At 73.8% G+C, this 21,201-nt stretch carries 18 protein-coding genes and 1 tRNA gene; 14 read left to right on the top strand and 5 right to left on the bottom strand.

Annotation, left to right across the window (positions count from 1 at the left end; genetic code table 11):
• Positions 1-42: 42 nt before the first annotated feature.
• Positions 43-2,712, bottom strand: coding sequence for an SCO7613 C-terminal domain-containing membrane protein (locus OO47_RS25245; protein WP_030214820.1), 2,670 nt, complete (start codon positions 2,710-2,712; stop codon positions 43-45).
• Between the two features lie 102 nt (positions 2,713-2,814).
• Between OO47_RS25245 and OO47_RS25240 the strand changes: the two genes are divergently transcribed.
• Entirely contained in the window at positions 2,815-3,261 is a 447-nt protein-coding gene (locus OO47_RS25240) for an SRPBCC family protein (protein ID WP_030214823.1), read from the top strand.
• Positions 3,262-3,300: 39 nt separating this feature from the next.
• A tRNA-Val gene (locus OO47_RS25235) sits at positions 3,301-3,372 on the top strand.
• A 63-nt stretch (positions 3,373-3,435) separates the two neighbouring features.
• Here OO47_RS25235 and OO47_RS25230 read toward each other — a convergent pair.
• Positions 3,436-4,164, bottom strand: coding sequence for a 3'-5' exonuclease (locus OO47_RS25230; protein ID WP_030214827.1), 729 nt, complete (start codon positions 4,162-4,164; stop codon positions 3,436-3,438).
• A 121-nt stretch (positions 4,165-4,285) separates the two neighbouring features.
• Here OO47_RS25230 and OO47_RS25225 point away from each other — a divergent pair, with 121 nt between their 5' ends.
• The 3 genes from OO47_RS25225 (at position 4,286) to thrS (ending at position 8,444) form a co-directional block, all read left to right on the top strand.
• Positions 4,286-4,852, top strand: a complete 567-nt coding sequence (locus tag OO47_RS25225; protein WP_030214830.1) for a DUF4365 domain-containing protein — start codon at positions 4,286-4,288, stop codon at positions 4,850-4,852.
• Between the two features lie 278 nt (positions 4,853-5,130).
• Positions 5,131-6,318 (top strand): serine/threonine-protein kinase, encoded by a 1,188-nt coding sequence (locus OO47_RS25220; RefSeq protein WP_051716102.1) that lies wholly within the window; start codon positions 5,131-5,133, stop codon positions 6,316-6,318.
• Positions 6,319-6,458: 140 nt separating this feature from the next.
• A complete protein-coding gene (gene thrS, locus OO47_RS25215; protein ID WP_030214837.1) occupies positions 6,459-8,444 on the top strand; it encodes a threonine--tRNA ligase in 1,986 nt (661 codons plus the stop codon).
• A gap of 84 nt (positions 8,445-8,528) precedes the next feature.
• On the opposite strand, the gene OO47_RS25210 is transcribed toward thrS, so the two are convergent.
• Positions 8,529-9,224: a potassium channel family protein gene (locus tag OO47_RS25210; RefSeq protein ID WP_030214839.1), complete on the bottom strand. Its 696-nt coding sequence runs from the start codon at positions 9,222-9,224 to the stop codon at positions 8,529-8,531.
• Positions 9,225-9,289: 65 nt separating this feature from the next.
• Here OO47_RS25210 and OO47_RS25205 point away from each other — a divergent pair, with 65 nt between their 5' ends.
• Positions 9,290-9,853: an HIT family protein gene (locus tag OO47_RS25205; protein ID WP_030214841.1), complete on the top strand. Its 564-nt coding sequence runs from the start codon at positions 9,290-9,292 to the stop codon at positions 9,851-9,853.
• A 71-nt stretch (positions 9,854-9,924) separates the two neighbouring features.
• On the opposite strand, the gene OO47_RS25200 is transcribed toward OO47_RS25205, so the two are convergent.
• Both OO47_RS25200 and OO47_RS25195 read right to left on the bottom strand, forming a co-directional pair.
• Positions 9,925-11,583 (bottom strand): hypothetical protein, encoded by a 1,659-nt coding sequence (locus OO47_RS25200; RefSeq protein ID WP_030214844.1) that lies wholly within the window; start codon positions 11,581-11,583, stop codon positions 9,925-9,927.
• 177 nt (positions 11,584-11,760) lie between these two features.
• Positions 11,761-13,998 carry an elongation factor G-like protein EF-G2 gene (locus tag OO47_RS25195; protein WP_030214847.1) on the bottom strand — a complete coding sequence of 746 codons (2,238 nt, stop codon included), beginning with the start codon at positions 13,996-13,998 and terminating at the stop codon, positions 11,761-11,763.
• A gap of 385 nt (positions 13,999-14,383) precedes the next feature.
• Here OO47_RS25195 and pgsA point away from each other — a divergent pair, with 385 nt between their 5' ends.
• The 8 genes from pgsA to OO47_RS25155 all read left to right on the top strand — a co-directional run bounded on the left by pgsA (position 14,384) and on the right by OO47_RS25155 (position 21,096).
• A complete protein-coding gene (gene pgsA / locus OO47_RS25190) occupies positions 14,384-15,046 on the top strand; it encodes a phosphatidylinositol phosphate synthase (protein WP_030214850.1) in 663 nt (220 codons plus the stop codon).
• Entirely contained in the window at positions 15,043-15,987 is a 945-nt protein-coding gene (locus OO47_RS25185) for a phosphatidylinositol mannoside acyltransferase (RefSeq protein ID WP_030214853.1), read from the top strand. Before pgsA ends, OO47_RS25185 begins: the two co-directional genes overlap by 4 nt.
• The gene (locus OO47_RS25180; RefSeq protein ID WP_030214856.1) at positions 15,984-17,138 is read left to right on the top strand and encodes a glycosyltransferase family 4 protein; all 1,155 of its coding nucleotides are present in this window, start codon (positions 15,984-15,986) and stop codon (positions 17,136-17,138) included. The genes OO47_RS25185 and OO47_RS25180 overlap by 4 nt, the downstream gene beginning before the upstream one ends.
• Positions 17,139-17,455: 317 nt before the next feature.
• Complete coding sequence (locus tag OO47_RS25175) at positions 17,456-18,097, top strand: MBL fold metallo-hydrolase (protein WP_030214858.1); 642 nt, start codon at positions 17,456-17,458, stop codon at positions 18,095-18,097.
• A gap of 11 nt (positions 18,098-18,108) precedes the next feature.
• Positions 18,109-18,651, top strand: coding sequence for a membrane protein (locus tag OO47_RS25170; protein ID WP_030214862.1), 543 nt, complete (start codon positions 18,109-18,111; stop codon positions 18,649-18,651).
• Between the two features lie 115 nt (positions 18,652-18,766).
• A complete protein-coding gene (gene pdxS / locus OO47_RS25165) occupies positions 18,767-19,681 on the top strand; it encodes a pyridoxal 5'-phosphate synthase lyase subunit PdxS (protein WP_030214865.1) in 915 nt (304 codons plus the stop codon).
• Between the two features lie 6 nt (positions 19,682-19,687).
• Positions 19,688-20,281: a pyridoxal 5'-phosphate synthase glutaminase subunit PdxT gene (gene pdxT / locus OO47_RS25160; protein WP_030214867.1), complete on the top strand. Its 594-nt coding sequence runs from the start codon at positions 19,688-19,690 to the stop codon at positions 20,279-20,281.
• Between the two features lie 62 nt (positions 20,282-20,343).
• Entirely contained in the window at positions 20,344-21,096 is a 753-nt protein-coding gene (locus OO47_RS25155; protein ID WP_030214870.1) for a YebC/PmpR family DNA-binding transcriptional regulator, read from the top strand.
• Positions 21,097-21,201 lie beyond the last annotated feature (105 nt).

Genomic DNA, 21,201 nt, shown 5'->3' with positions numbered 1-21,201 from the left:
ACCACCGTCTCCGGGCCCTCGGCGTTCCGCCCCGGGCAGGTCTCACCGCATCCGGGCCAGCCGCTCCCGCAGCCTCCGGGCGTCCCGCAGCCGCTGCTCGTACGTGGCGCCCACCGCGAGCAGCAGCAGCCCGGCGAGGGCCGGCGGCAGCCAGCGCGGCAGCGCGCCCACCACCTGCACCACGTACGGCGCCAGCTCGTGCAGCCCGTCCAGGGCGAGCACCGTGCCGCCGAGCAGCAGCAGGGCCTGCAGCCGGAACCGCGCCCCGAGGAGCGTCACCCCGAGCGCCGCCACCCCCAGGACCAGCGGCCGCACCCACTCCGGGTCCGTCCAGGCCGCGCCGAGGCTCGGCAGCAGGGTCACGGCCAGACCGGGGCCGTACGCCATCCAGGACGAGGCCTCCGGGTCCCGGCGCCGCCGCAGGAACCCGACGACGAGCGCCGGGACCGTCACCGGCAGCGTGTACGCCTCCGGAGTCGTCACGCCCCAGGCCCCCAGCCGCACCCAGGCGGCGAGCAGGAACAGCCCCGCCGCCGTCCAGGAGGCGAACCGGCGCCGCTCCGGCCGGACCGCCGTCGCCGCCGCGATCACCCCGCCGAGCGCCAGGGCGAGCGCGAGGAACGCGGGCCGCGACACGGTGAGCCCGAGGGCCGCGAGGCCCACGACCGCGCCCGTGATCTCGACCGGCAGTGCCACCGGGCGCGCCTTGGCGCCGACGGCCGCCGTCGCCGCCGGGACCAGGAGCAGCGCCAGACCCGCCCAGTGGTCCTCCAGCCCGGCCGCCGCGGCCCCCGCGAACGCCAGGCCCGCCGCCGCGAGCACCGCCCCGCAGGCCGACACCGTCCGCCGCGCGCCCGTACCGAGGACCGTGACGCCCGTGAGGAGCCCGAGGACCGCCGCGAGCACGAGGAACGTGGCCCCCCGCACGTCCAGGGCGAGGGCGACCGCACCCGCGGCGGACACCAGCCCGCCGGCGTACGCGACCCACCCGAGGATGCTCCCGGGCTCCGCCGCGGGAGCCTGCGGCCGGGGCCGCGGGGGCGCCCAGCCGGTTCCGGGGGCGCCGAAACCGGCCCCGGGGGCCCGGGGCGGGACCGAGGGCGGAGGCGGAACGGAGCCGGAGGTCGACTGTCCCGCCGGGGCGGCGGCCGGGGCGCCGGTCGGGCCTGCGGCGGGCCGACCGACCGGGCCGGAAGCCACCGGACCGGTGGCCGGGCGACCCGTCGAACCGGTGGTCGGGTGGTCCGTCGGGCCGGTGGTCGGGCTGCCTGCGGGGGCGGTGGTCGTGTTCGCGTCCGGAGAGGGCGTCGGGGGCGTCTCCGGGCGGGGCAGGCCGCGGGTCAGCGGGGTCGGGTGGACGGCGATCCACAGGGCCGCCGCCGTCGTGAGGAGCTGGAGGGCGAGCGTCGCCGCGTACGGCAGGCCCGGGGCGACCGGCAGGGCCGTGAGCAGCGCCCACACCAGGACCAGGGCCCCGCACCGGGCCCACAGCCGGGGAACGGACGCGAGCACGGCGGCGACCACCGCGAGGACCAGGGTGGCCGTCGCGGGGTACGCGACCGGGGCGGGCCCGGCGTGCTCGCCCGACCAGACCTCCGTCGTCCGCGCCAGAGGCCCCAGCGCGCCCGCCGCCACCGGCGGCAGCGCCCACGCGAGCCCCAGCGCCACCGTCGACGCCCCCGCGCCCGCGAGACCCGTCCGGACCCCGCGCGGCACCCGGGCGCCCGCACGCCACACCGACACCAGGAGCAGCGCGCACAGCACGTACCCCGGAACCGCCCAGTCACCGGGAAGCACCGACCGCAGCAGACCGCCGACCGCCGCCACCGCCGCCGGACCCGCGACCGCCGAGACCGCCACCGCCCACGCGGAGGCGGACGCCCGCCACGCCGCGTACAGGCACACCGCCGCACCCGTCAGGAGCAGCGGCGCGCCGCTCCACGGCGAGGAGAGCGAGAGCCAGCCGCCCGTCAGGAGCGCCCAGCCGCCCAGGACCGCCGCACCGGCGCCCGCCGTGATCCGCACCGGCAGCGGACGCGTCCACAGGACCACCGCGCCGTCCGCCGCGGCCGTGACCAGCGCCGCCCACGCGAACGCCGTCGCCCCGCCCCCGGCCGCCAGTGCGCCCAGCGGCAGCGGCAGCTGCGCCGCGACCACGCCCGCCGGCAGCGGGACGCGCAGCCGCGGCAGCGCCGAGCCGTACGCCGCCCACGCCCCCGCCAGGACCGCCGAGGCCACCGCCGCGTACCCGAGGCCGTCCGCGTCCGACAGCGCCACCCGGTGCAGCGCGTACGCGTCGAGCACCGTCAGGACGAGCCCCAGGACCGCCACCGACTCGGCCGTCGACGCCAGGCCCCTGCGCAGCAGGACCACCGGCGCCGCGAGCGCCGCCCCGGTCACCGCGCACAGCACCGCCGCCCGCCCGCCGATCCCCATCGAGCCCCAGCTCACCAGGGTGAAGGCGACCGCCGCGATCGTCAGGAGCGTGCCGCCGAGCGTCAACAGCACGTTCTGCGCGCTCCGCGGCGTCGAGTCCGCCGCCGGAGCCACCGGCGGCACGGGCCGCTGCGGCGTCGCCGCCCGGGCCGGCTGGTACAGCACCTGGACCAGCCAGGCCCGCCGGGTCAGCAACTGGGTCCGGCGCGCTTCGAGTCGGGCCAGTTCGCGGTCGACGAGCACCAGTTCGTCCGCGGGTGGCAGGGAGTTGTCCATGACCGGAGTGTCGTCCCGGACCCGGCCGCCGGGAATGGGTCGCCGTACTCAGATTCCCCCTGTTCCCCCCTGTTCCCCCCTGAGTACGCCCACACTGGGCCCATGGACTGGTGCCGATACCGCTTCCGCTGCGTCTGGCGGCTCCCCGCCCCGCCCGACACCGTCTACGCCGTCCTCGAACGGGCCGAGGACTACCCCCGCTGGTGGCCCCAGGTCCGCGAGGTCGTCCCCCACGACGGGACCTCCGGCACCGCCCGCTTCCGCTCCCTCCTCCCGTACGACCTCGTCGTCACCGTCCGCGCCCTGCGCCACGACCCCGCCGCCCGGGTCCTGGAGGTCGGCCTCGGCGGGGACCTGGAGGGCCGGGCCCGCTGGACCCTCGCCCCGGAGGGGACCGGCACCCGCGTCCTGTACGAGCAGGAGGTCGAGGTCCGCGCCCGGCTCCTGAGGGTCCTCGCCGTCCCCGGCAGGCCCTTCTTCCGCGCCAACCACGCCCTGATGATGCGCGGTGGGCGGCGGGGGCTCGCCGCCCACCTGCGATCGGTTTGAAGGAAGGCCCGGAAGGCCTGTATGGTTCAACCCGTTCCCGGGCGATTAGCTCAGCGGGAGAGCACTTCGTTCACACCGAAGGGGTCACTGGTTCGATCCCAGTATCGCCCACCGGGAGAGGCCGGTCCGTCGAAAGACGGACCGGCCTCTGTCATTGCCCGCACACCTCACGGATCACGCCGCCGTGCGCAGTTCCGGACGCAGCGGCCACGACGGGTCCACCGTCTCCGGCGTCCCCTGCCGCGCGAACCACGCCTGGAGTCCCCGCGCCTGGGCCGCGTGCCACACCGCCTGGAGCGTGTGCAGCTCCGCCGGCGTCAGCCGTTCGAGCCGGGACGAGAAGCGCCGCGCCACCGCCCGTACGACGTCCATCGCCGCCGTCGCGTCCGCCGCCGCGTCGTGCGCCCCCGTCAGCTCCACCTCGTAGTGGGCGCACAGGTCCGTCAGCGTCCTGCGCCCCTTCCGGTAGCGGTCCAGGTGCTTGTCCAGGACCCGCGGGTCGAGCACGCAGAGCGGAGCCCCCGCCAGGTACGCGGCCAGCGACGAGGCCCGGTGCCGCCGCAGCTCCCGGTCCAGGAGCGTCAGGTCGAACGGCGCGTTCATCACCACCAGCGGACGCCCCGCCGCGATCTGCTCGGCCAGCGCCCGCCCCAGCTCCTCCATCACCGGAGCCGGCCACCGACCGTTCCGCTGGAGGTGATCGTCCGTCAGGCCGTGCACGGCGGTGGCCTCCTCGGGCACCGGTATGCCCGGGTTCACCAGCCACCGCGTCACCCGCGGACGCGCCCCGGCCGTGTCCTGCACGACCAGGGCGGCCGAGACGATCCGGTCGCCCTCGACGTCGATTCCCGTCGTCTCCGTGTCGAAAGCCGCCAGGGGCCCTTCGTACCAGTGCATCGTCATCCCCGAACTCCCTGCACACGTGCGGCAGATGGCCAACCCCCTGCCCCGAAACGGTGATACCCGGACTGTTTGCGCCGTACGCGGACCGGTCACAACAGAAGGGACGGGGAAGGAAGAAGACATGGCGCTCGCCCAGCCCGAGTCGGGAGGGCTGCCGCCCCAGCGGGCAGCACCGACGCGCGGCTCACTCGCCACCACCGCCTGCATGGAGACCCTCCAGGTGGGATACCTGCACGCCGTCGCCGCCGCGGCGGGCTGCTCGCTGTCCCAACCCTTTCCGGACAACGGCATCGACTGGCACGTGAGCCACGGCGCTCCCGGCCACACCGTCGACGACGAAGTGACCATCAAGGTGCAGCTCAAGTGCACCTACCAGATACCGCCGCGCCCCCAGGGCGGCGCGTTCTCCTTCACCCTGGACAACGACCACCTGGTGAAGCTCGCCCGGACCCCCGTGTCCGTGCACAAGATCCTGGTCGTGATGCTCGTCCCCAGGTCCCGGGACGACTGGCTGAGGGCCGGTCACGACCGGCTCGACCTGCGGCACTGCTGCTACTGGACCAACCTGGCCGGACACCCGGTCACGGGACGGCGCCGGACCACCGTGCGCATCCCGACGACACGGATCTTCGACGACCGGGCGCTCTGCGAGATCATGACCCGGGTCGGGGTGGGAGGGAGACCTTGATGCACCGACCGATCGACGACCCCGGATTCGAGGGAGAGGGCCACGGGGGAGGGGGCCCCGGGGGAGAGGGGGGCGGTGCCGGCCACGGCCCCGTCCCCCCGCCCTACCGGCCCCACCCGGTACCCGGCGACGCCTCGGGGCCCCGGACGGATGCCTCGGGGTCCCGGGCCGGCGCCTCGGGCCCCTGGCGCGAGCCCGCCGGGCCCCGGGCCGAAACCCCCGGGCCCCGGTCCGGCGCCCCCGGCTCCCGCAACGGTCCCCCCGGACTCCGGGCCGGGGTGCCGGGCCCGGCCGCCGGGCCCTGGGCCGACACCCACGGCACCCCCGACCCCGGCCGCGTCGACCCGCGGGTCCTCGGCGCCCTGCTCGCCCGCCACGGCTGGCGGCGGCGCGGCGGGGCGGCCGGCCGCTACAGCCGCTGGACCCCGCCCGGCACCGGCACCGGCACGAGCCTCCTCGTCCCCGAGAGCCGCGCCTTCCCGGACTGCGACGACCTGCTCGGCGAAGCCCTCGCCGCCCTCGCCCACAGCGCCACGCCCTCCGCCCGCGAGGTCCTCACCGGCCTCGCCGTGCCCAGCGACGAGATCCGCTGGTGGCGCGACGTGCCCCCCGGCCCCGCCGGCACCGTCCCCTGGACCGTGCGGGAACAGCTCGGATCGGCCGCCCGCCAGCTCCTCCTCGCCGGCGCCCTCGCCGTGCGCGGCCGGGCCGGCTACTACGGCGCCCGGCACCGGCGCGCCGCCCAGGCCTCCCTGGGGGGCGTCCTCGTCGGCGCGTCCCCCGGCGGGCGCGGCCTCACCGCCTTCCTGCCCGTCGACCCGGGCCGCCCGATCGCCGTCCGGCTCCACCACGCGCTCTACGCGGCCCGCGAGGCCGTCGACTACCAGCGGGCCACCGGCGGCACGGAGGCCTTCGACGCCGCCGTCGAGGCGGGCGTCAGCCGGGAACTCACCGAAGCCCTGGTCGCCCTCGTCCGGGGCACCGAGGGCGCCCGCATCGCCCTGGAGTGGGCCCCTGCCGCCGGACCGCCCGAGGGGTGCGCCGCCCGGCCCGAACCGGTCGAGTTCTCGCCCGGCGACCTGCCCGCCCTGCGCGAGGCGAGCGCCCGCTACCGGACCGGCGAGCCCTCCGTACCGGTCCGCCTCACCGGCGCCGTCGTCCGCATGCGCCGCTCCGGGCCCCGGGGCGCGGGCACCGTCCGGCTCCGCGTCCTCGGCGGGGCCGAGGTCCCGCACGTGCGCGTCACGCTCGACGAGGAGGCGTACCGCACCGCCGGCCACGCCCACCTCGTCGGCCTCCCGATCCGGGTCTCCGGCCGCCTGGAGAGCCGGGGCGGCTTCCGCCGCCTCACCGACGCCTCCGAGGTCGTCCCCGTCCAGGTGGACGAGACGGAGCGGGACCGCCTGATGAAGGCGCTCCACGAGAACCCCGACTTCTTCGAGGAGGCCTGCGGGCCGGAGGACTGAGGCCGGACGGGCCCCGGAAACGCCGAGGACGGGCGTCCGGCGGAGCCCGTAGGATCGACGGTGCGCGGCACCTCGTCTCTGTCGCGCACCGTTGGTGCCGGCACCTCGTGCCTGCCGGCGCCCCAATGTATGGAGCACCAGTGTCTGATGTCCGTGTGACCGTCCAGTCCGCCTCGGGAGCAGAGGAGAGGGCGGTGAGCGCGGGCACCACCGCCGGCGCCCTGTTCGCCGACGACCGTACGATCGTCGCCGCCCGCGTCGGCGGTGAGCTGAAGGACCTGTCGTACGAGCTCGCCGACGGCGACGTCGTCGAGGGCGTCGAGATCTCCTCCCCGGACGGTCTCGACATCCTGCGCCACTCGACCGCGCACGTCATGGCCCAGGCCGTGCAGGAGATCTTCCCCGAGGCCAAGCTGGGCATCGGCCCGCCGGTCCGGGACGGCTTCTACTACGACTTCGACGTCGACCGGCCCTTCACTCCCGAGGACCTCAAGGTCATCGAGAAGAAGATGCAGGAGATCCAGAAGCGCGGGCAGCGCTTCGCCCGCCGCGTGGTGACCGACGAGGCCGCCCGCGAGGAGCTGGCGGACGAGCCGTACAAGCTGGAGCTCATCGGCATCAAGGGCTCCGCGGCCGTGGAGGACGGCGCCGACGGCGCGAACGTCGAGGTGGGCGGCGGCGAGCTGACCATCTACGACAACCTCGACGCCAAGACCGGCGAGCTGTGCTGGAAGGACCTCTGTCGCGGTCCCCACCTGCCGACCACCCGGAACATCCCGGCGTTCAAGCTGATGCGGAACGCCTCCGCGTACTGGCGGGGCAGCGAGAAGAACAAGCAGCTCCAGCGCATCTACGGCACCGCCTGGCCGTCGAAGGACGAGCTGAAGGCGCACCTCGACTTCCTCGCCGAGGCCGAGAAGCGCGACCACCGCAAGCTGGGCAACGAGCTGGACCTCTTCTCGATCCCGGACGAGATCGGCTCCGGCCTCGCGGTCTTCCACCCCAAGGGCGGCATCATCCGCCGGGTCATGGAGGACTACTCGCGCAAGAAGCACGAGGAGGCGAACTACGAGTTCGTCTACACCCCCCACGCCACCAAGGGGAAGCTGTTCGAGAAGTCGGGCCACCTCGACTGGTACGCCGAGGGCATGTACCCCCCCATGCAGCTCGACGAGGGCGTGGACTACTACCTCAAGCCCATGAACTGCCCGATGCACAACCTGATCTTCGACGCGCGCGGCCGCTCCTACCGTGAGCTGCCGCTGCGCCTGTTCGAGTTCGGCACCGTGTACCGGTACGAGAAGTCCGGCGTCGTCCACGGCCTGACCCGGGCCCGCGGCTTCACCCAGGACGACGCGCACATCTACTGCACCCGCGAGCAGATGGCGGAGGAGCTGGACCGGACCCTCACCTTCGTCCTGGACCTGCTCCGCGACTACGGTCTGACCGACTTCTACCTGGAGCTGTCCACCAAGGACGAGACCAAGTTCGTCGGCTCCGACGAGGCGTGGGAGGAGGCCACCGCGGTCCTCCAGCAGGTCGCCGAGAAGCAGGGCCTCCCGCTGACCCCCGACCCGGGCGGCGCCGCGTTCTACGGCCCGAAGATCTCGGTGCAGGCGCGGGACGCGATCGGCCGCACCTGGCAGATGTCGACCGTGCAGCTCGACTTCAACCTGCCGGAGCGCTTCGACCTGGAGTACACCGCCCCGGACGGCACCAAGCAGCGCCCGGTCATGATCCACCGCGCGCTGTTCGGCTCGATCGAGCGGTTCTTCGCGGTGCTCCTGGAGCACTACGCGGGCGCGATGCCGCCGTGGCTGGCGCCCGTGCAGGCCGTCGGCATCCCGATCGGGGACTCGCACGTCGAGTACCTCCAGGACTTCGCGGCCGAGGCGAAGAAGCTGGGCCTGCGGGTCGACGTGGACGCCTCCGCGGACCGGATGCAGAAGAAGATCCGCACCCACCAGAAGCAGAAGGTGCCGTTCATGATCATCGTCGGCGACGACGACATGGCGGCCGGTACCGTCTCCTTCCGCTACCGCGACGGCTCGCAGGAGAACGGCATCCCGCGTGACGCGGCGCTGGCGAAGCTCGTCGACGTGGTGGAGAGCCGTGTCCAGGTGTGACGTGCTCCCCGCGTGAGCGGGGGTGATCCGTCGTAGCCCTCCTGCTCATGCCGTTTGCGTGAGTTGCTCCCCGCCCATGCGGGGCTAGGCCCCCGGGGAACCCCCCGGGGGCCTTCCCGTGTCCGCCCGCTTCTCGTCCTCCCGCGTGAACGCCTGGATCAGCCACGACGAGAACGAACCCGTCACCGCCCCCAGCAGCGCCAGGCCGCAGGCCATCAGGCCCACCGCCGTCACCCGGCCGACCGGGGTCACCGGCGACACGTCCCCGTACCCCACCGTCGCCAGCGTCGCGCAGGTCCACCACACCGAGTCGCCGAAGGTGACGATCGTGGCGCCGGGGGCGTCCACCTCGTGGTGGTAGACCGTGAGCGACCCCGCGAAGCCGAGCAGGGAGACGCTGAGGCCCGAGTAGACCATCACGCGCCCGTAGAGACTGAGCCTCGGGCCGTGGCGGCGCTGGACCCGCCCGTACAGGTTCACCATCCGCAGCGGACGCAGCAGGGGGAGGACCACGACCAGGGTGTCGAGGGGGTGGGCGCGCAGGAAGCGGTGCGGGGCGAGGCCGCTCAGCCGGAGCCGTACCAGGTAGTCCACGACGAAGAGGGTCCAGGAGCCGAGGGTGACGGCGAGACATGCGTCGTGCCAGACCCCCGGGAGGCCGCGGGCGAGGACGTGGACGGCGTAGGCGGTGAGGAAGGCGAGGGAGGCCACGGCGAGCGGGACCTCCATGCGGCGGTCCCAGTGCTCCAGCCGGGACGGTGTCGGTGGCCTGTCGCTCATCGCATCAGCATGGACGGCGGAGGGACCCTCCGCCCCGGCGACACGTTCCGAACGGACGACGCAATATGCTGCACGGCATGACGACTGAGCCGGAGCAGCAGATCGGAGTGGGGACGCAGGACGCGTTCCAGCGCCTGTGGACGCCTCACCGGATGGCGTACATCCAGGGCGAGAACAAGCCGACCGGGCCGGGTGCCGGGGACGGCTGTCCGTTCTGCTCGATCCCTGCGAAGTCGGACGAGGACGGCCTGGTGATCGCACGCGGCGAGAGCGTGTACGCGGTCCTCAACCTGTACCCGTACAACGGCGGGCACCTCATGGTCGTCCCCTACCGGCACGTCGCCGACTACACGGACCTGGACGCGGCGGAGACGGCGGAGCTGGGCGACTTCACCAAGCGGGCGATGGTGGCGCTGCGGGCGGCCTCCGGCGCGCACGGCTTCAACATCGGCATGAACCAGGGCACGGTGGCGGGCGCCGGCATCGCCGCGCACCTGCACCAGCACGTGGTGCCGCGCTGGGGCGGGGACACCAACTTCATGCCGGTCGTCGGCCACACGAAGGTGCTGCCGCAGCTGCTCGCGGACACCCGGAAGATGCTGGCCGACGCCTGGCCGGCCGGCGTCTGATCCGTACGGAACGCGAGGACCCGGCCCCCGGCGCGGTACGGGGCCGGGTCCTCGCGTCGTACGGGGGCCGGTCAGGCGTCGTAGACGTCGGCCTTCCGGGGGCTCGCCTCCTGGACGCCGCCGCTGAGGACGAGCGAGCGGTTGGTGAAGCGCTCCGTGTCGACGTTGTGCTCGTCGAGGACCTTGATGGTGGCGTTGTGGACCGCGCGCAGCACCGGCGTCGCCATGCGGATGGCGTCGTCGGCCATGAAGCGGTTCTTCCAGAGCGGTCCGGCCCAGACGTGGCGCAGCCCGAAGGGCTCCGGCAGGACGAGCTTGCCGCCGAGGAACTCCAGGACCGGCGGGAACCAGGTGAGGGGGGCGCGGACGGCCGTCCGGACGACGTCGTCGGTCGTGGTCAGCGGTAGCTTGACCTCGCGGGTCTCCCAGAAGCGGACCGACTTGGAGACCACCTTGGTCTTCGCCGCGGGCTTGTCGTTGAAGAGGCCGTGGACGGGGCCGAGGGCGTGGCCGGTGACCTCGACGCGGAGCGTGTGGTGGAGCGAGGTGACGGTCACCATCATGGTGAGGACGAGGTTCCCGTCCCAGAGGGTGAACTGCACGCCGAGGTAGTGGCGGTTGCCCGCGCCGAACTGCTGCTCGTTGCAGATGCGCTGTATCTCGTGGGGCTTGACCTGGTAGTGGACGATGCTGTCGCCCTCGGGGCGGGTGACGGAGTCGGCCCCTTCGCCCACCGGGACGACGATCCAGTGGTTCACCGTCGGTTTGGGGAAGCCGCTCTTGAGCGAGCCGCGCTCCAGGAGGGTGAGCTGCTCGTGGATCTTGCGGACGACGTCCCAGGTGCGGAAGTCGTGGATCTCCTTGCCGGCCTGGGGGACGAGCTCCTCGGCGAGCGTCCAGCTGCCCCAGCGGGTGCCCAGGCCGAGGACGCCCTTGGGCCCGGCGTAGAACACCACGTTGGACCGCTGCTCGGCGGAGAGCTTCTCCAGGTTCTGGCGGAGCTCCTCGGCGGCCTTCTCGCCCGGGTCGCGGGGTGCCGCCTCGGGGATCTTGGCGCCGATGCCGCCGCCGCCGAGCAGGGCGCTCCAGCGCTCGCGCAGCTCGACGGCGGTCCTCTCGACGACGCGGCGGGCGAGGAACCAGCCGATGACCGGGGCCACCAGCATGACGCGCAGGTAGGTCGGCAGGATCCCGGCGAAGGGCAGCCTGAACATCACGAGCAGGGCGAGGAAGCCGGCGGCGACGAGCACCGCGGTGCCCAGGAAGCTGGTGCGCCTGTTGTCGGAGCCGGCGGCGAACCGGCGGAGCTGGATGACGCCGAGCCAGAGCAGCAGGCCGGGCAGGAAGAGGACCCCGCAGACGAGCGTGATCAGCGTCAGCTTCACGTCCCGCTGCCTGCGGATGCGGTTGGCGGCGAGGCAGTGGACCACCACCGGCTGGGGCTCCACGCCGAAGGACTGGATGAGGGCGGCGCGGGCCCCGCCGAGCATCCGCACCTGGACGGCGCGGGAGAAGGCCTCGCCGAGGTCGGGGCGGAAGAGCTTGTGCCACTTGCCCGGGGTGACCTTGGACTTGTACAGCTCGTTGTCGGCTTCCAGGATCTTGTCGACGGGGCCGTCGCGGTACGCGGCGGAGGCGAGGGCGTGGGTCGCCGCCGTCTGCCCGTCCGAGCCCTGGAGGGGGACCTGCGCCCCGAGACCGAAACCGTCCATCGCCACTGCCGCCCCCATCGCGCCGAGTCCCTGTGCGGGCTGTTTCCCAACTGCGCTGCCCCGCACACCTTCTGAGCTGGGCACCCCAGCGTAACCGGGTACCACCCGGCGCGTCACCGGAGTGCGGGGGGACGGCCGGATGCCGCCCCGCCCGGTGGCGGCGGGGCGGGGCGACCGTGCCTGTCGGGCCGTCAGTCAGGGGCTGTTCCCGGTCCGTTGCCGGATCTTCTCCGCCAGGTGCGGGGGCATCGGTTCGTGCCGGGCGTACGTGCGGTCGAACCGTCCGGTGCCGTGCGACACGGACCTCAGGTCGACCGCGTACCGCACGATCTCGGTCTCCGGCACCTCGGCCCGCACGAGGGTCCGGCCCGGACCCGCCCGGTCGGTGCCGACGACGCGGCCGCGCCGCCCCGACAGGTCGCTCATGACCGGGCCGACGTACTCGTCGGGGACGAGGACCCCGACCTCGTCCACCGGTTCCAGGAGGTGGACGGGGACGTCGGCGGCCGCCTCGCGCAGGGCGAGGGCGCCGGCCGTCTGGAAGGCGGCGTCGGAGGAGTCCACGGAGTGGGCCTTGCCGTCGCGCAGGGTGACCCGGACGTCGACGAGCGGGTGGCCGGTGGCGATCCCGCGCGCGGCCTGGGCCCGTACGCCCTTCTCGACGGAGGCGACGAAGGGGCGCGGGACCGCGCCGCCGACCACCTTGTCGACGAACTCGACGCCGCTGCCCGGCGGCAGCGGCTCCACGTCGATCTCGCAGATGGCGTACTGGCCGTGGCCGCCGGACTGCTTGACGTGCCGGCCCCGGCCGGAGGAGGCGCCGCCGAAGGTCTCGCGCAGCGCCACCTTGTACGGGACGGCGTCGACCCGGACGCCGTAGCGCTCGCGGAGGCGTTCCAGGGCGACGTCCTGGTGGGCCTCGCCCAGGCACCACAGGACCATCTGCCGGGTGTCCGGGTTCTGTTCGAGCCGCAGGGCCGGGTCCTCGGCGACCAGCCGGGCGAGGCCCTGGGAGAGCCGGTCCTCGTCGGCCTTGCCGTGCGCCCGGACGGCGAGCGGCAGCAGCGGCTCGGGCAGGGTCCACGGCTCCATCAGGAGCGGGCCGTCCTCTGACGAGACGGTGTCGCCGGTCCCGGCGTGCCCGAGGCGGGCGACGCAGGCGAGGTCCCCGGCGATGCAGTGTGCCACGGGACGCTGCTGCTTCCCGAAGGGGGAGGTGAGCGCGCCGACCCGGTCGTCGGCCTCGTGGAGGTCCTGCTCGTCGGGGGCTGAAGCGGGGGCCGGGCGCGTCCGGTCCACGAGTCCGTGGCCGCAGACGTGGACGGTCTCGTCGGGGCGCAGGGTGCCGGAGAAGACCCGGACGAGAGAGATCCGGCCCACGTACGGGTCGGTGGCGGTCTTGACGACCTCGGCGACCAGGGGCCCCTCGGGGTCGCAGACGACCGGGGGCCGGGGCCGGCCGTCGGGGGTGGTGACGGCGCGCGGCCCGTGCTCCAGGGGGGAGGGGAAGCCGCGGGTGATCAGCTCCAGGAGTTCGACGGTGCCGAGGCCCTGCGCGCCGTCCCCGGCGGCGGGGGCGGCGGCGAGGACCGGGTGGAAGGCGCCCCGGGCGACCGCCTTCTCCAGGTCCTCGACGAGGGTCCCCGGGTCGATCGGCTCGCCGCCGAGGTAGCGGTCCATCAGGGTCTCGTCCTCGCTCTCGGCGATGATCCCCTCGATGAGCCGGGCGCGGGCCTCCGCGATCAGCTCCCGCCGGCCCTCGTCGGGCGGTTCCTCCCGCCGTACCCCCGTGGAGTAGTCGAGGATCCGCTCCGTGAGCAGGCCGATCAGGCCGGTCGCGGGGGCGTGTCCGTCGGCGGCCTCGGGACCGTGCACGGGCAGGTAGAGGGGGAGGACGGCGTCCGGGTCGTCGCGGCCGAAGAGCCCGGCGCAGACCCCCGTCAGCTCCGTGAAGCCGGTGCGGGCGGTGTCGAGGTGGGTGACGACGACGGCGCGGGGCATGCCGACGGCGGCGCACTCCTCCCAGAGCGCGCGCGTGGAGGCGGCGACGGCGTCGGCCTCCTGGGCGGCCGAGACGACGAAGAGGGCCGCGTCCGCCGCGCGCAGGCCGGCCCTCAGCTCCCCGACGAAGTCGGCGTACCCGGGGGTGTCGATCAGATTGACCTTGCACCCGTCCCAGGCGACCGGGACGAGCGAGAGCTGTACGGAGCGGTGGCGGCGCCGCTCGATCTCGTCGTGGTCCGAGACCGTGCCGCCGTCCTCGACGCGGCCGGCCCGGTTGAGCGCGCCCGCGGTCTGCGCGAGGGCCTCGACGAGGGTCGTCTTGCCCGATCCGCTGTGGCCGACCAGCACCACGTTCCGTATGTCCGAGGGCCGGTCGGCCGTCGGAGCCCTGCCGGCGGCCCCGGCGGGTGTCTTCGCCCTGTCACCCATGACGTGTTCCTCCCGACTGCTCGCACGGTGCGGCGGGACGCGGGCGCGGGGGGGCGGCGTGTCGCGGTGGCGCGGCTTCCGCGGTGCCCGCGGTGCCTTGCGGTGGTCCTTCGAGCTTGGCACCGACGCCGGGGCGCGTCCATCGGTCCCGCGAAGGGCCCGCCGTCCTCCCGAAGGGCCCGCCGTCCCCGCGAAGGGCCCGCCGTCCTCCCGAAGGGCCCACCGTCCCCGCGAAGGGCCCGCCCGCGCACCGGGCCCGCCGGGCTCTCGGGGGGACGCCGACGCGGCGGGGCGGGTACCCGCCGGTAGCCGGGGGCGCGCGTGGCTACGATGGGCGGGCCGGTGGTCGTAGGGGCCGCGCGGCCCACCGAACCTCGGGAAGGCCATGCTGAACAAGTACGCGCGTGCCTTTTTCACGCGTGTCCTCACACCGTTCGCCGCGTTTCTGCTCCGCAGGGGCGTCAGCCCCGACGCGGTCACGCTCATCGGCACGGCGGGGGTGATGGCCGGTGCGCTGGTCTTCTTCCCGCGCGGAGAATTCTTCTGGGGCACGATCGTCATCACCCTGTTCGTCTTCTCCGACCTCGTCGACGGCAACATGGCCCGGCAGGCGGGGATCTCCAGCCGCTGGGGCGCCTTCCTCGACTCGACGCTCGACCGGGTCGCGGACGGCGCGATCTTCGGCGGCTTCGCGCTCTGGTACGCCGGCAAGGGCGACGACAACGTGATGTGCGCCGTGTCGATCTTCTGCCTGGCGAGCGGCCAGGTCGTCTCGTACACCAAGGCGCGCGGCGAGTCGATCGGCCTGCCCGTCGCCGTCAACGGCCTGGTCGAGCGCGCCGAACGGCTCGTGATCTCGCTGGTCGCCGCCGGACTCGCCGGACTGCACGCCTTCGGCGTCCCCGGCATCCAGGTGCTGCTGCCGATCGCGCTGTGGATCGTGGCCGTCGGCAGCGCGGTCACCCTGGGGCAGCGGGTCGTCACCGTGCGGCGGGAGTCGGCCGAGGCGGACGCCGCCGCGGCCGGGGGCAGCGGGGCGGCCTCGTGAGCGACCTCAAGGACAAGCTCAGCGACGGCCTGTACGGGCTCGGCTGGGCGACCGTGAAGAAGCTGCCCGAGCCGGTGGCCGCGGGCCTCGGCCGGCGGATCGCCGACGTGGCGTGGAAGCGGCGCGGCAAGAGCGTCCTGCGCCTGGAGTCCAACCTCGCGCGCGTGGTGCCGGACGCCACGCCCGAGCGGCTCGCCGAACTGTCGAGGGCCGGCATGCGCTCGTACATGCGCTACTGGATGGAGTCCTTCCGGCTGCCGACCTGGAGCAAGGAGCGGGTCGAGCGGGGGATAGACGTCAAGGACATCCACTATCTGCAGGAGGGCCTCGCCTCCGGGCGCGGGGTCGTCCTCGCCCTGCCGCACCTGGCCAACTGGGACCTCGCGGGCGTGTGGGTGACCCGCTCGCTGGGCGTGCCGTTCACCACGGTCGCGGAGCGGCTGAAGCCCGAGTCGCTGTACGACCGGTTCGTCGCCTACCGCGAGTCCCTGGGCATGGAGGTCGTGCCGCACACCGGGGGCTCCGCCTTCGGCAGGCTGGCGCGGCGGCTGCGGGCCGGCGGCCTGGTCTGCCTGGTCGCGGACCGGGACCTGTCGGCCTCCGGCATCGAGGTCGCGTTCTTCGGGTACACCGCGCGGATGCCGGCGGGCCCGGCGATACTCGCCCAGCAGACGGGCGCCCTGCTGCTGCCGGTGACGCTCTGGTACGACGACACGCCCGTCATGAAGGGGCGGGTCCATCCGCCGGTGGACGTGCCCGTGGCGGGGACGCGGGCCGAGAGGACGGCCGTCATGACCCAGGCCCTCGCCGACGCCTTCGCCGAGGGCATCGCGGACCACCCGGAGGACTGGCACATGCTGCAGCGGTTGTGGCTCGCGGACCTGGAGGACCGGGGGACGGGCGGGCGGGCTCCGGGCGCGAAGGAGGGCGGGGCGGCGTGAGGATCGGGATCGTCTGCCCGTACTCCTGGGACGTGCCGGGCGGCGTCCAGTTCCACATCCGCGACCTCGCCGAGCACCTGATCCGGCTCGGCCACGAGGTCTCCGTCCTGGCCCCCGCCGACGACGAGACCCCGCTGCCGCCGTACGTGGTCTCGGCCGGGCGGGCCGTCCCCGTGCCGTACAACGGCTCGGTGGCCCGGCTCAACTTCGGGTTCCTGTCCGCCGCGCGGGTGCGCCGCTGGCTGCACGACAACGCCTTCGACGTGGTGCACATCCACGAGCCGACCTCGCCGTCGCTGGGGCTGCTCACCTGCTGGGCGGCGCAGGGGCCGATCGTGGCGACCTTCCACACCTCGAACCCGCGCTCGCGGGCGATGATCGCCGCGTACCCGATCCTCCAGCCCGCCCTGGAGAAGATCAGCGCGCGGATCGCGGTGAGCGAGTACGCGCGGCGCACACTGGTCGAGCACCTCGGCGGCGACGCCGTCGTCATCCCCAACGGCGTCGACGTGGACTTCTTCGCCCGCGCCGAGCCGAAGAAGGAGTGGCAGGGCGAGACCCTCGGCTTCATCGGCCGGATCGACGAGCCCCGCAAGGGCCTGCCCGTCCTCATGAAGGCGCTGCCCCGCATCCTCACCGAGCGGCCCGGGGCGCGGCTCCTGGTCGCCGGACGCGGCGACGAGGAGGAGGCGGTGGCGTCGCTGCCGCGCGAGATGCGGTCCCGGGTGGAGTTCCTCGGCATGGTCAGCGACGAGGACAAGGCGCGGCTGCTGCGCAGCGTCGACGTGTACGTGGCGCCCAACACCGGCGGCGAGAGCTTCGGCATCATCCTGGTCGAGGCGATGTCGGCCGGCGCGCCCGTCCTCGCCGCCGACCTGGACGCCTTCGCGCAGGTCCTCGACCAGGGCGGCGCGGGCGAACTCTTCGCCAACGAGGACGCGGACGCCCTGGCGGACGCGGCGATCCGCCTCCTGGGCGACGAGGAGCGCCGCGAGGAACTGAGCACCCGCGGCTCGGCCCACGTCCGCCGCTTCGACTGGTCCACCGTCGGCGCGGACGTCCTCGCGGTCTACGAGACCGTCACGGACGGCGCGGCGGCCGTGGACACGGACGAACGGGCGGGCGGCTTGCGGGCGCGGCTGGGGCTGTAAGGGCCCGGGGGCCGGTCGCGCGCCGTGTCCGCGTGCACGGGGCAGCGCCCGGCGGCGTGACACTCCGTCAGGCGGCCGCGCCGACCCTGCGGCGCTCCGCCGGACGCCCCCCCCCGCGCCGTATGTCCGAACGTCCATCAGGACACCGGCGAGGAGCGTTCACCCCGCGCCGCACGCGCGCGTACGTGCGGGCCACCGCGCCCGTGCCCGGTGGCGACACCCGCGGCAGCGGAACCAGGACCGGGGCCGCGGGGCGGAGCCGTACGCCCCCGGCTGAATCCGCCCGCCCGCCGGGTCCCGCGCCGCAGGCTGGGGCGATGACCCCGATCACCGTGCACCGGCTCGACCTCGGACACTTCACCCGCCCCGCCGAGGAGTGGGGCGGCCCCCACGCGCGCGTGGAGCCCGTCCTCGGCCACCTCGTGCGGCACGCGCGCGGGGTGCTCCTCTTCGACACCGGCATGGGCACCGGCTCGCCGGAGACCGACGCCCACTACCGACCGGTCCGCAAGCCGCTCACCGTCCGCCCCGGGGACGTGGACGTCATCGTCAACTGCCACCTGCACTTCGACCACATCGGCGGCAACCACCGCTTCCCCGGCACCCCCGTCCTGGTCCAGCGCACCGAACTGGCCCTCGCCCGCGCCGGCGGGCACACCATCGACTCGCTGCTGCCCGGCGTCCGGTACGAGGAGCTGGACGGCGAGCACGAGATCGCGCCCGGCGTCCTCGTCGTCCCCACGCCCGGCCACACCGAGGGGCACCAGTCGCTGTTCCTCGACCACGGCGACCGCGTGACCGTCCTCGCGGGCCAGGCGTACGACTTCGCGGCGGAGTTCGGGACCCCGTACCGCCCCTGGCTCGACCGGCTCGCCGCACTGGCCGGCGGCCGCCCGGCCCGTGTCCTGTTCGCCCACGACCACGCCCTTTGGGAAGGTGTGCTGCCACCGCCCCGGTAGCCTGTGCGCCCGTGACCCAAACCCTGATCTGGACCGTCGTCGCGCTGATCGTCATCGGCGTCTACCTCAGCTGGACCGCCGGGCGGCTCGACCGGCTGCACTCGCGCATCGACGCCGCGCGCGCGGCCCTGGACGCGCAGTTGCTGCGCCGGGCCTCGGTCACCCAGGAGCTGGCCACCTCCGGGGTCCTCGACCCGGCCGCCTCGATCGTGCTCTACGAGGCCGCGCACGCCGCCCGGCAGGCCGAGGAGGACCAGCGGGAGGTCGCCGAGAGCGAGCTCAGCCAGGCGCTGCGGGCCGTCTTCGGCGAGCCCGAGCAGATGGAGCTCGTACGGGAGGCCCCCGGCGGCGAGGAGGCCGCGGGGGAGCTCGCGCAGGCCGTGCGCCGGGTGCCGATGGCCCGCCGCTTCCACAACGACGCCGTACGGGCCGCCCGCGCCCTGCGCCGCCACCGCACGGTCCGCTGGCTCAGGCTCGCGGGCCACGCGCCCTTCCCCCTGGCCTTCGAAATGGACGACGAGCCCCCGGTGGCCCTTGCCGATCGCCCGGCTTGATCCTTCTCACCTGCGAAAACGAGCCACCGGGTCCACATTGGCCCTTGCCGTGGCCCGTGAGTGGCCTGTTTCCTCGTCTCTGTCGTCAACCCCCGTTGTCACCAGTGAGGTATCCGTGTCCACCACGCCTTCCACCCCCTCCTCGTCCCCCGAGACCGGCACCGCGCGCGTGAAGCGCGGCATGGCCGAGCAGCTCAAGGGCGGCGTGATCATGGACGTGGTCAACGCCGAGCAGGCGAAGATCGCCGAGGACGCCGGCGCCGTGGCCGTCATGGCCCTGGAGCGGGTCCCCGCGGACATCCGCAAGGACGGCGGCGTGGCCCGCATGTCCGACCCGAACATGATCGAGGAGATCATCGGCGCGGTCTCCATCCCGGTGATGGCCAAGTCCCGCATCGGCCACTTCGTCGAGGCCCAGGTCCTGCAGTCCCTCGGCGTCGACTACATCGACGAGTCCGAGGTCCTCACCCCGGCCGACGAGGTCAACCACTCCGACAAGTGGGCCTTCACCACCCCCTTCGTCTGCGGCGCCACCAACCTGGGCGAGGCCCTGCGCCGCATCGCCGAGGGCGCGGCCATGATCCGCTCCAAGGGCGAGGCCGGCACCGGCAACGTCGTCGAGGCCGTCCGCCACCTGCGCCAGATCAAGAACGAGATCGCCAAGCTGCGCGGCTTCGACAACAACGAGCTGTTCGCCGCCGCCAAGGAGCTGCGCGCCCCGTACGAGCTCGTCAAGGAGGTCGCCGAGCTCGGCAAGCTCCCGGTCGTCCTGTTCTCCGCCGGTGGCGTCGCCACCCCCGCCGACGCCGCGCTCATGCGCCAGCTCGGCGCCGAGGGCGTCTTCGTCGGCTCCGGCATCTTCAAGTCGGGCGACCCGGCCAAGCGCGCCGCCGCCATCGTGAAGGCCACCACCTTCTACGACGACCCGAAGGTCATCGCGGACGCCTCCCGCAACCTGGGCGAGGCCATGGTCGGCATCAACTGCGACACCCTCCCCGAGGCCGAGCGCTACGCCAACCGGGGCTGGTAAGCACCGATGAGCAGCACTCCCGTGATAGGTGTCCTGGCCCTCCAGGGCGACGTACGGGAGCACCTGATCGCCCTGGCCGCGGCGGACGCCGTGGCCAGGCCGGTGAGGCGCCCCGAAGAACTGGCCGAGGTCGACGGCCTGGTCGTCCCCGGTGGCGAGTCCACCACCATCTCCAAGCTGGCCGCGCTCTTCGGCCTCATGGAGCCGCTGCGCGAGCGCATCGCCGCCGGCCTGCCGGTCTACGGCACCTGCGCCGGCCTGATCATGCTCGCCGACAAGATCCTCGACCCGCGCTCGGGCCAGGAGACCTTCGGCGGCATCGACATGATCGTCCGCCGCAACGCCTTCGGCCGCCAGAACGAGTCCTTCGAGGCCGGCGTCACCGTCGCGGGCATCGAGGACGGCCCCGTCGAGGGCGTCTTCATCCGGGCCCCCTGGGTCGAGTCGGTCGGCGCGGACGTCGAGGTCCTCGCCGAGCACGAGGGCCATGTCGTCGCCGTACGGCAGGGCCGGGCGCTCGCGACCTCGTTCCATCCCGAACTGACCGGCGACCACCGCATCCACGCCCTGTTCGTCGACATGGTGCGCACGGCGGGCTGATCCGATCCCGGTAGGATCTCTGGGGTTCGTTCAGAAATGGGTTACGCGAAGGAGACAGGCAGATGTCCGGCCACTCTAAATGGGCTACGACGAAGCACAAGAAGGCCGTGATCGACGCCAAGCGCGGCAAGCTCTTCGCGAAGCTGATCAAGAACATCGAGGTCGCGGCCCGTACGGGCGGCGCCGACCCGGACGGCAACCCGACCCTCTACGACGCCATCCAGAAGGCGAAGAAGAGCTCCGTCCCGAACAAGAACATCGACTCCGCGGTCAAGCGCGGCGGCGGCCTGGAGGCCGGCGGCGTCGACTACGCCACGATCATGTACGAGGGCTACGGCCCGAACGGCGTCGCGGTGCTCATCGAGTGCCTCACCGACAACCGCAACCGCGCCGCCTCCGACGTGCGCGTGGCCATGACCCGCAACGGCGGCTCCATGGCCGACCCGGGCTCCGTCTCGTACCTGTTCAACCGCAAGGGCGTCGTCGTGCTCCCCAAGGGCGAGCTGACCGAGGACGACGTCCTGGGCGCGGTCCTCGACGCGGGCGCCGAGGAGGTCAACGACCTCGGCGAGTCCTTCGAGGTCATCAGCGAGGCCACCGACCTGGTCGCGGTCCGCACCGCCCTCCAGGAGGCCGGCATCGACTACGACTCCGCCGACTCCAGCTTCGTCCCGACCATGCAGGTCGAGCTGGACGAGGAGGGCGCGCGCAAGATGTTCAAGCTGATCGACGCGCTGGAGGACAGCGACGACGTGCAGAACGTCTTCGCCAACTTCGACGTCAGCGACGAGGTCATGGCGAAGGTCGACGCCTGATCACCTGCTTCACGCGGCGGGCCGACGGGGACACGCTCCCGTCGGCCCGCCGCGTTGTCGGTGGCAGCCGATAGCCTGCTCAAACAGGAGATCGACTCAAACAGG

Source organism: Streptomyces bikiniensis (genome assembly GCF_000716625.1).
Taxonomy (GTDB): domain Bacteria; phylum Actinomycetota; class Actinomycetes; order Streptomycetales; family Streptomycetaceae; genus Streptomyces; species Streptomyces bikiniensis.
This window is presented reverse-complemented; position numbering and strand designations above follow the sequence as displayed.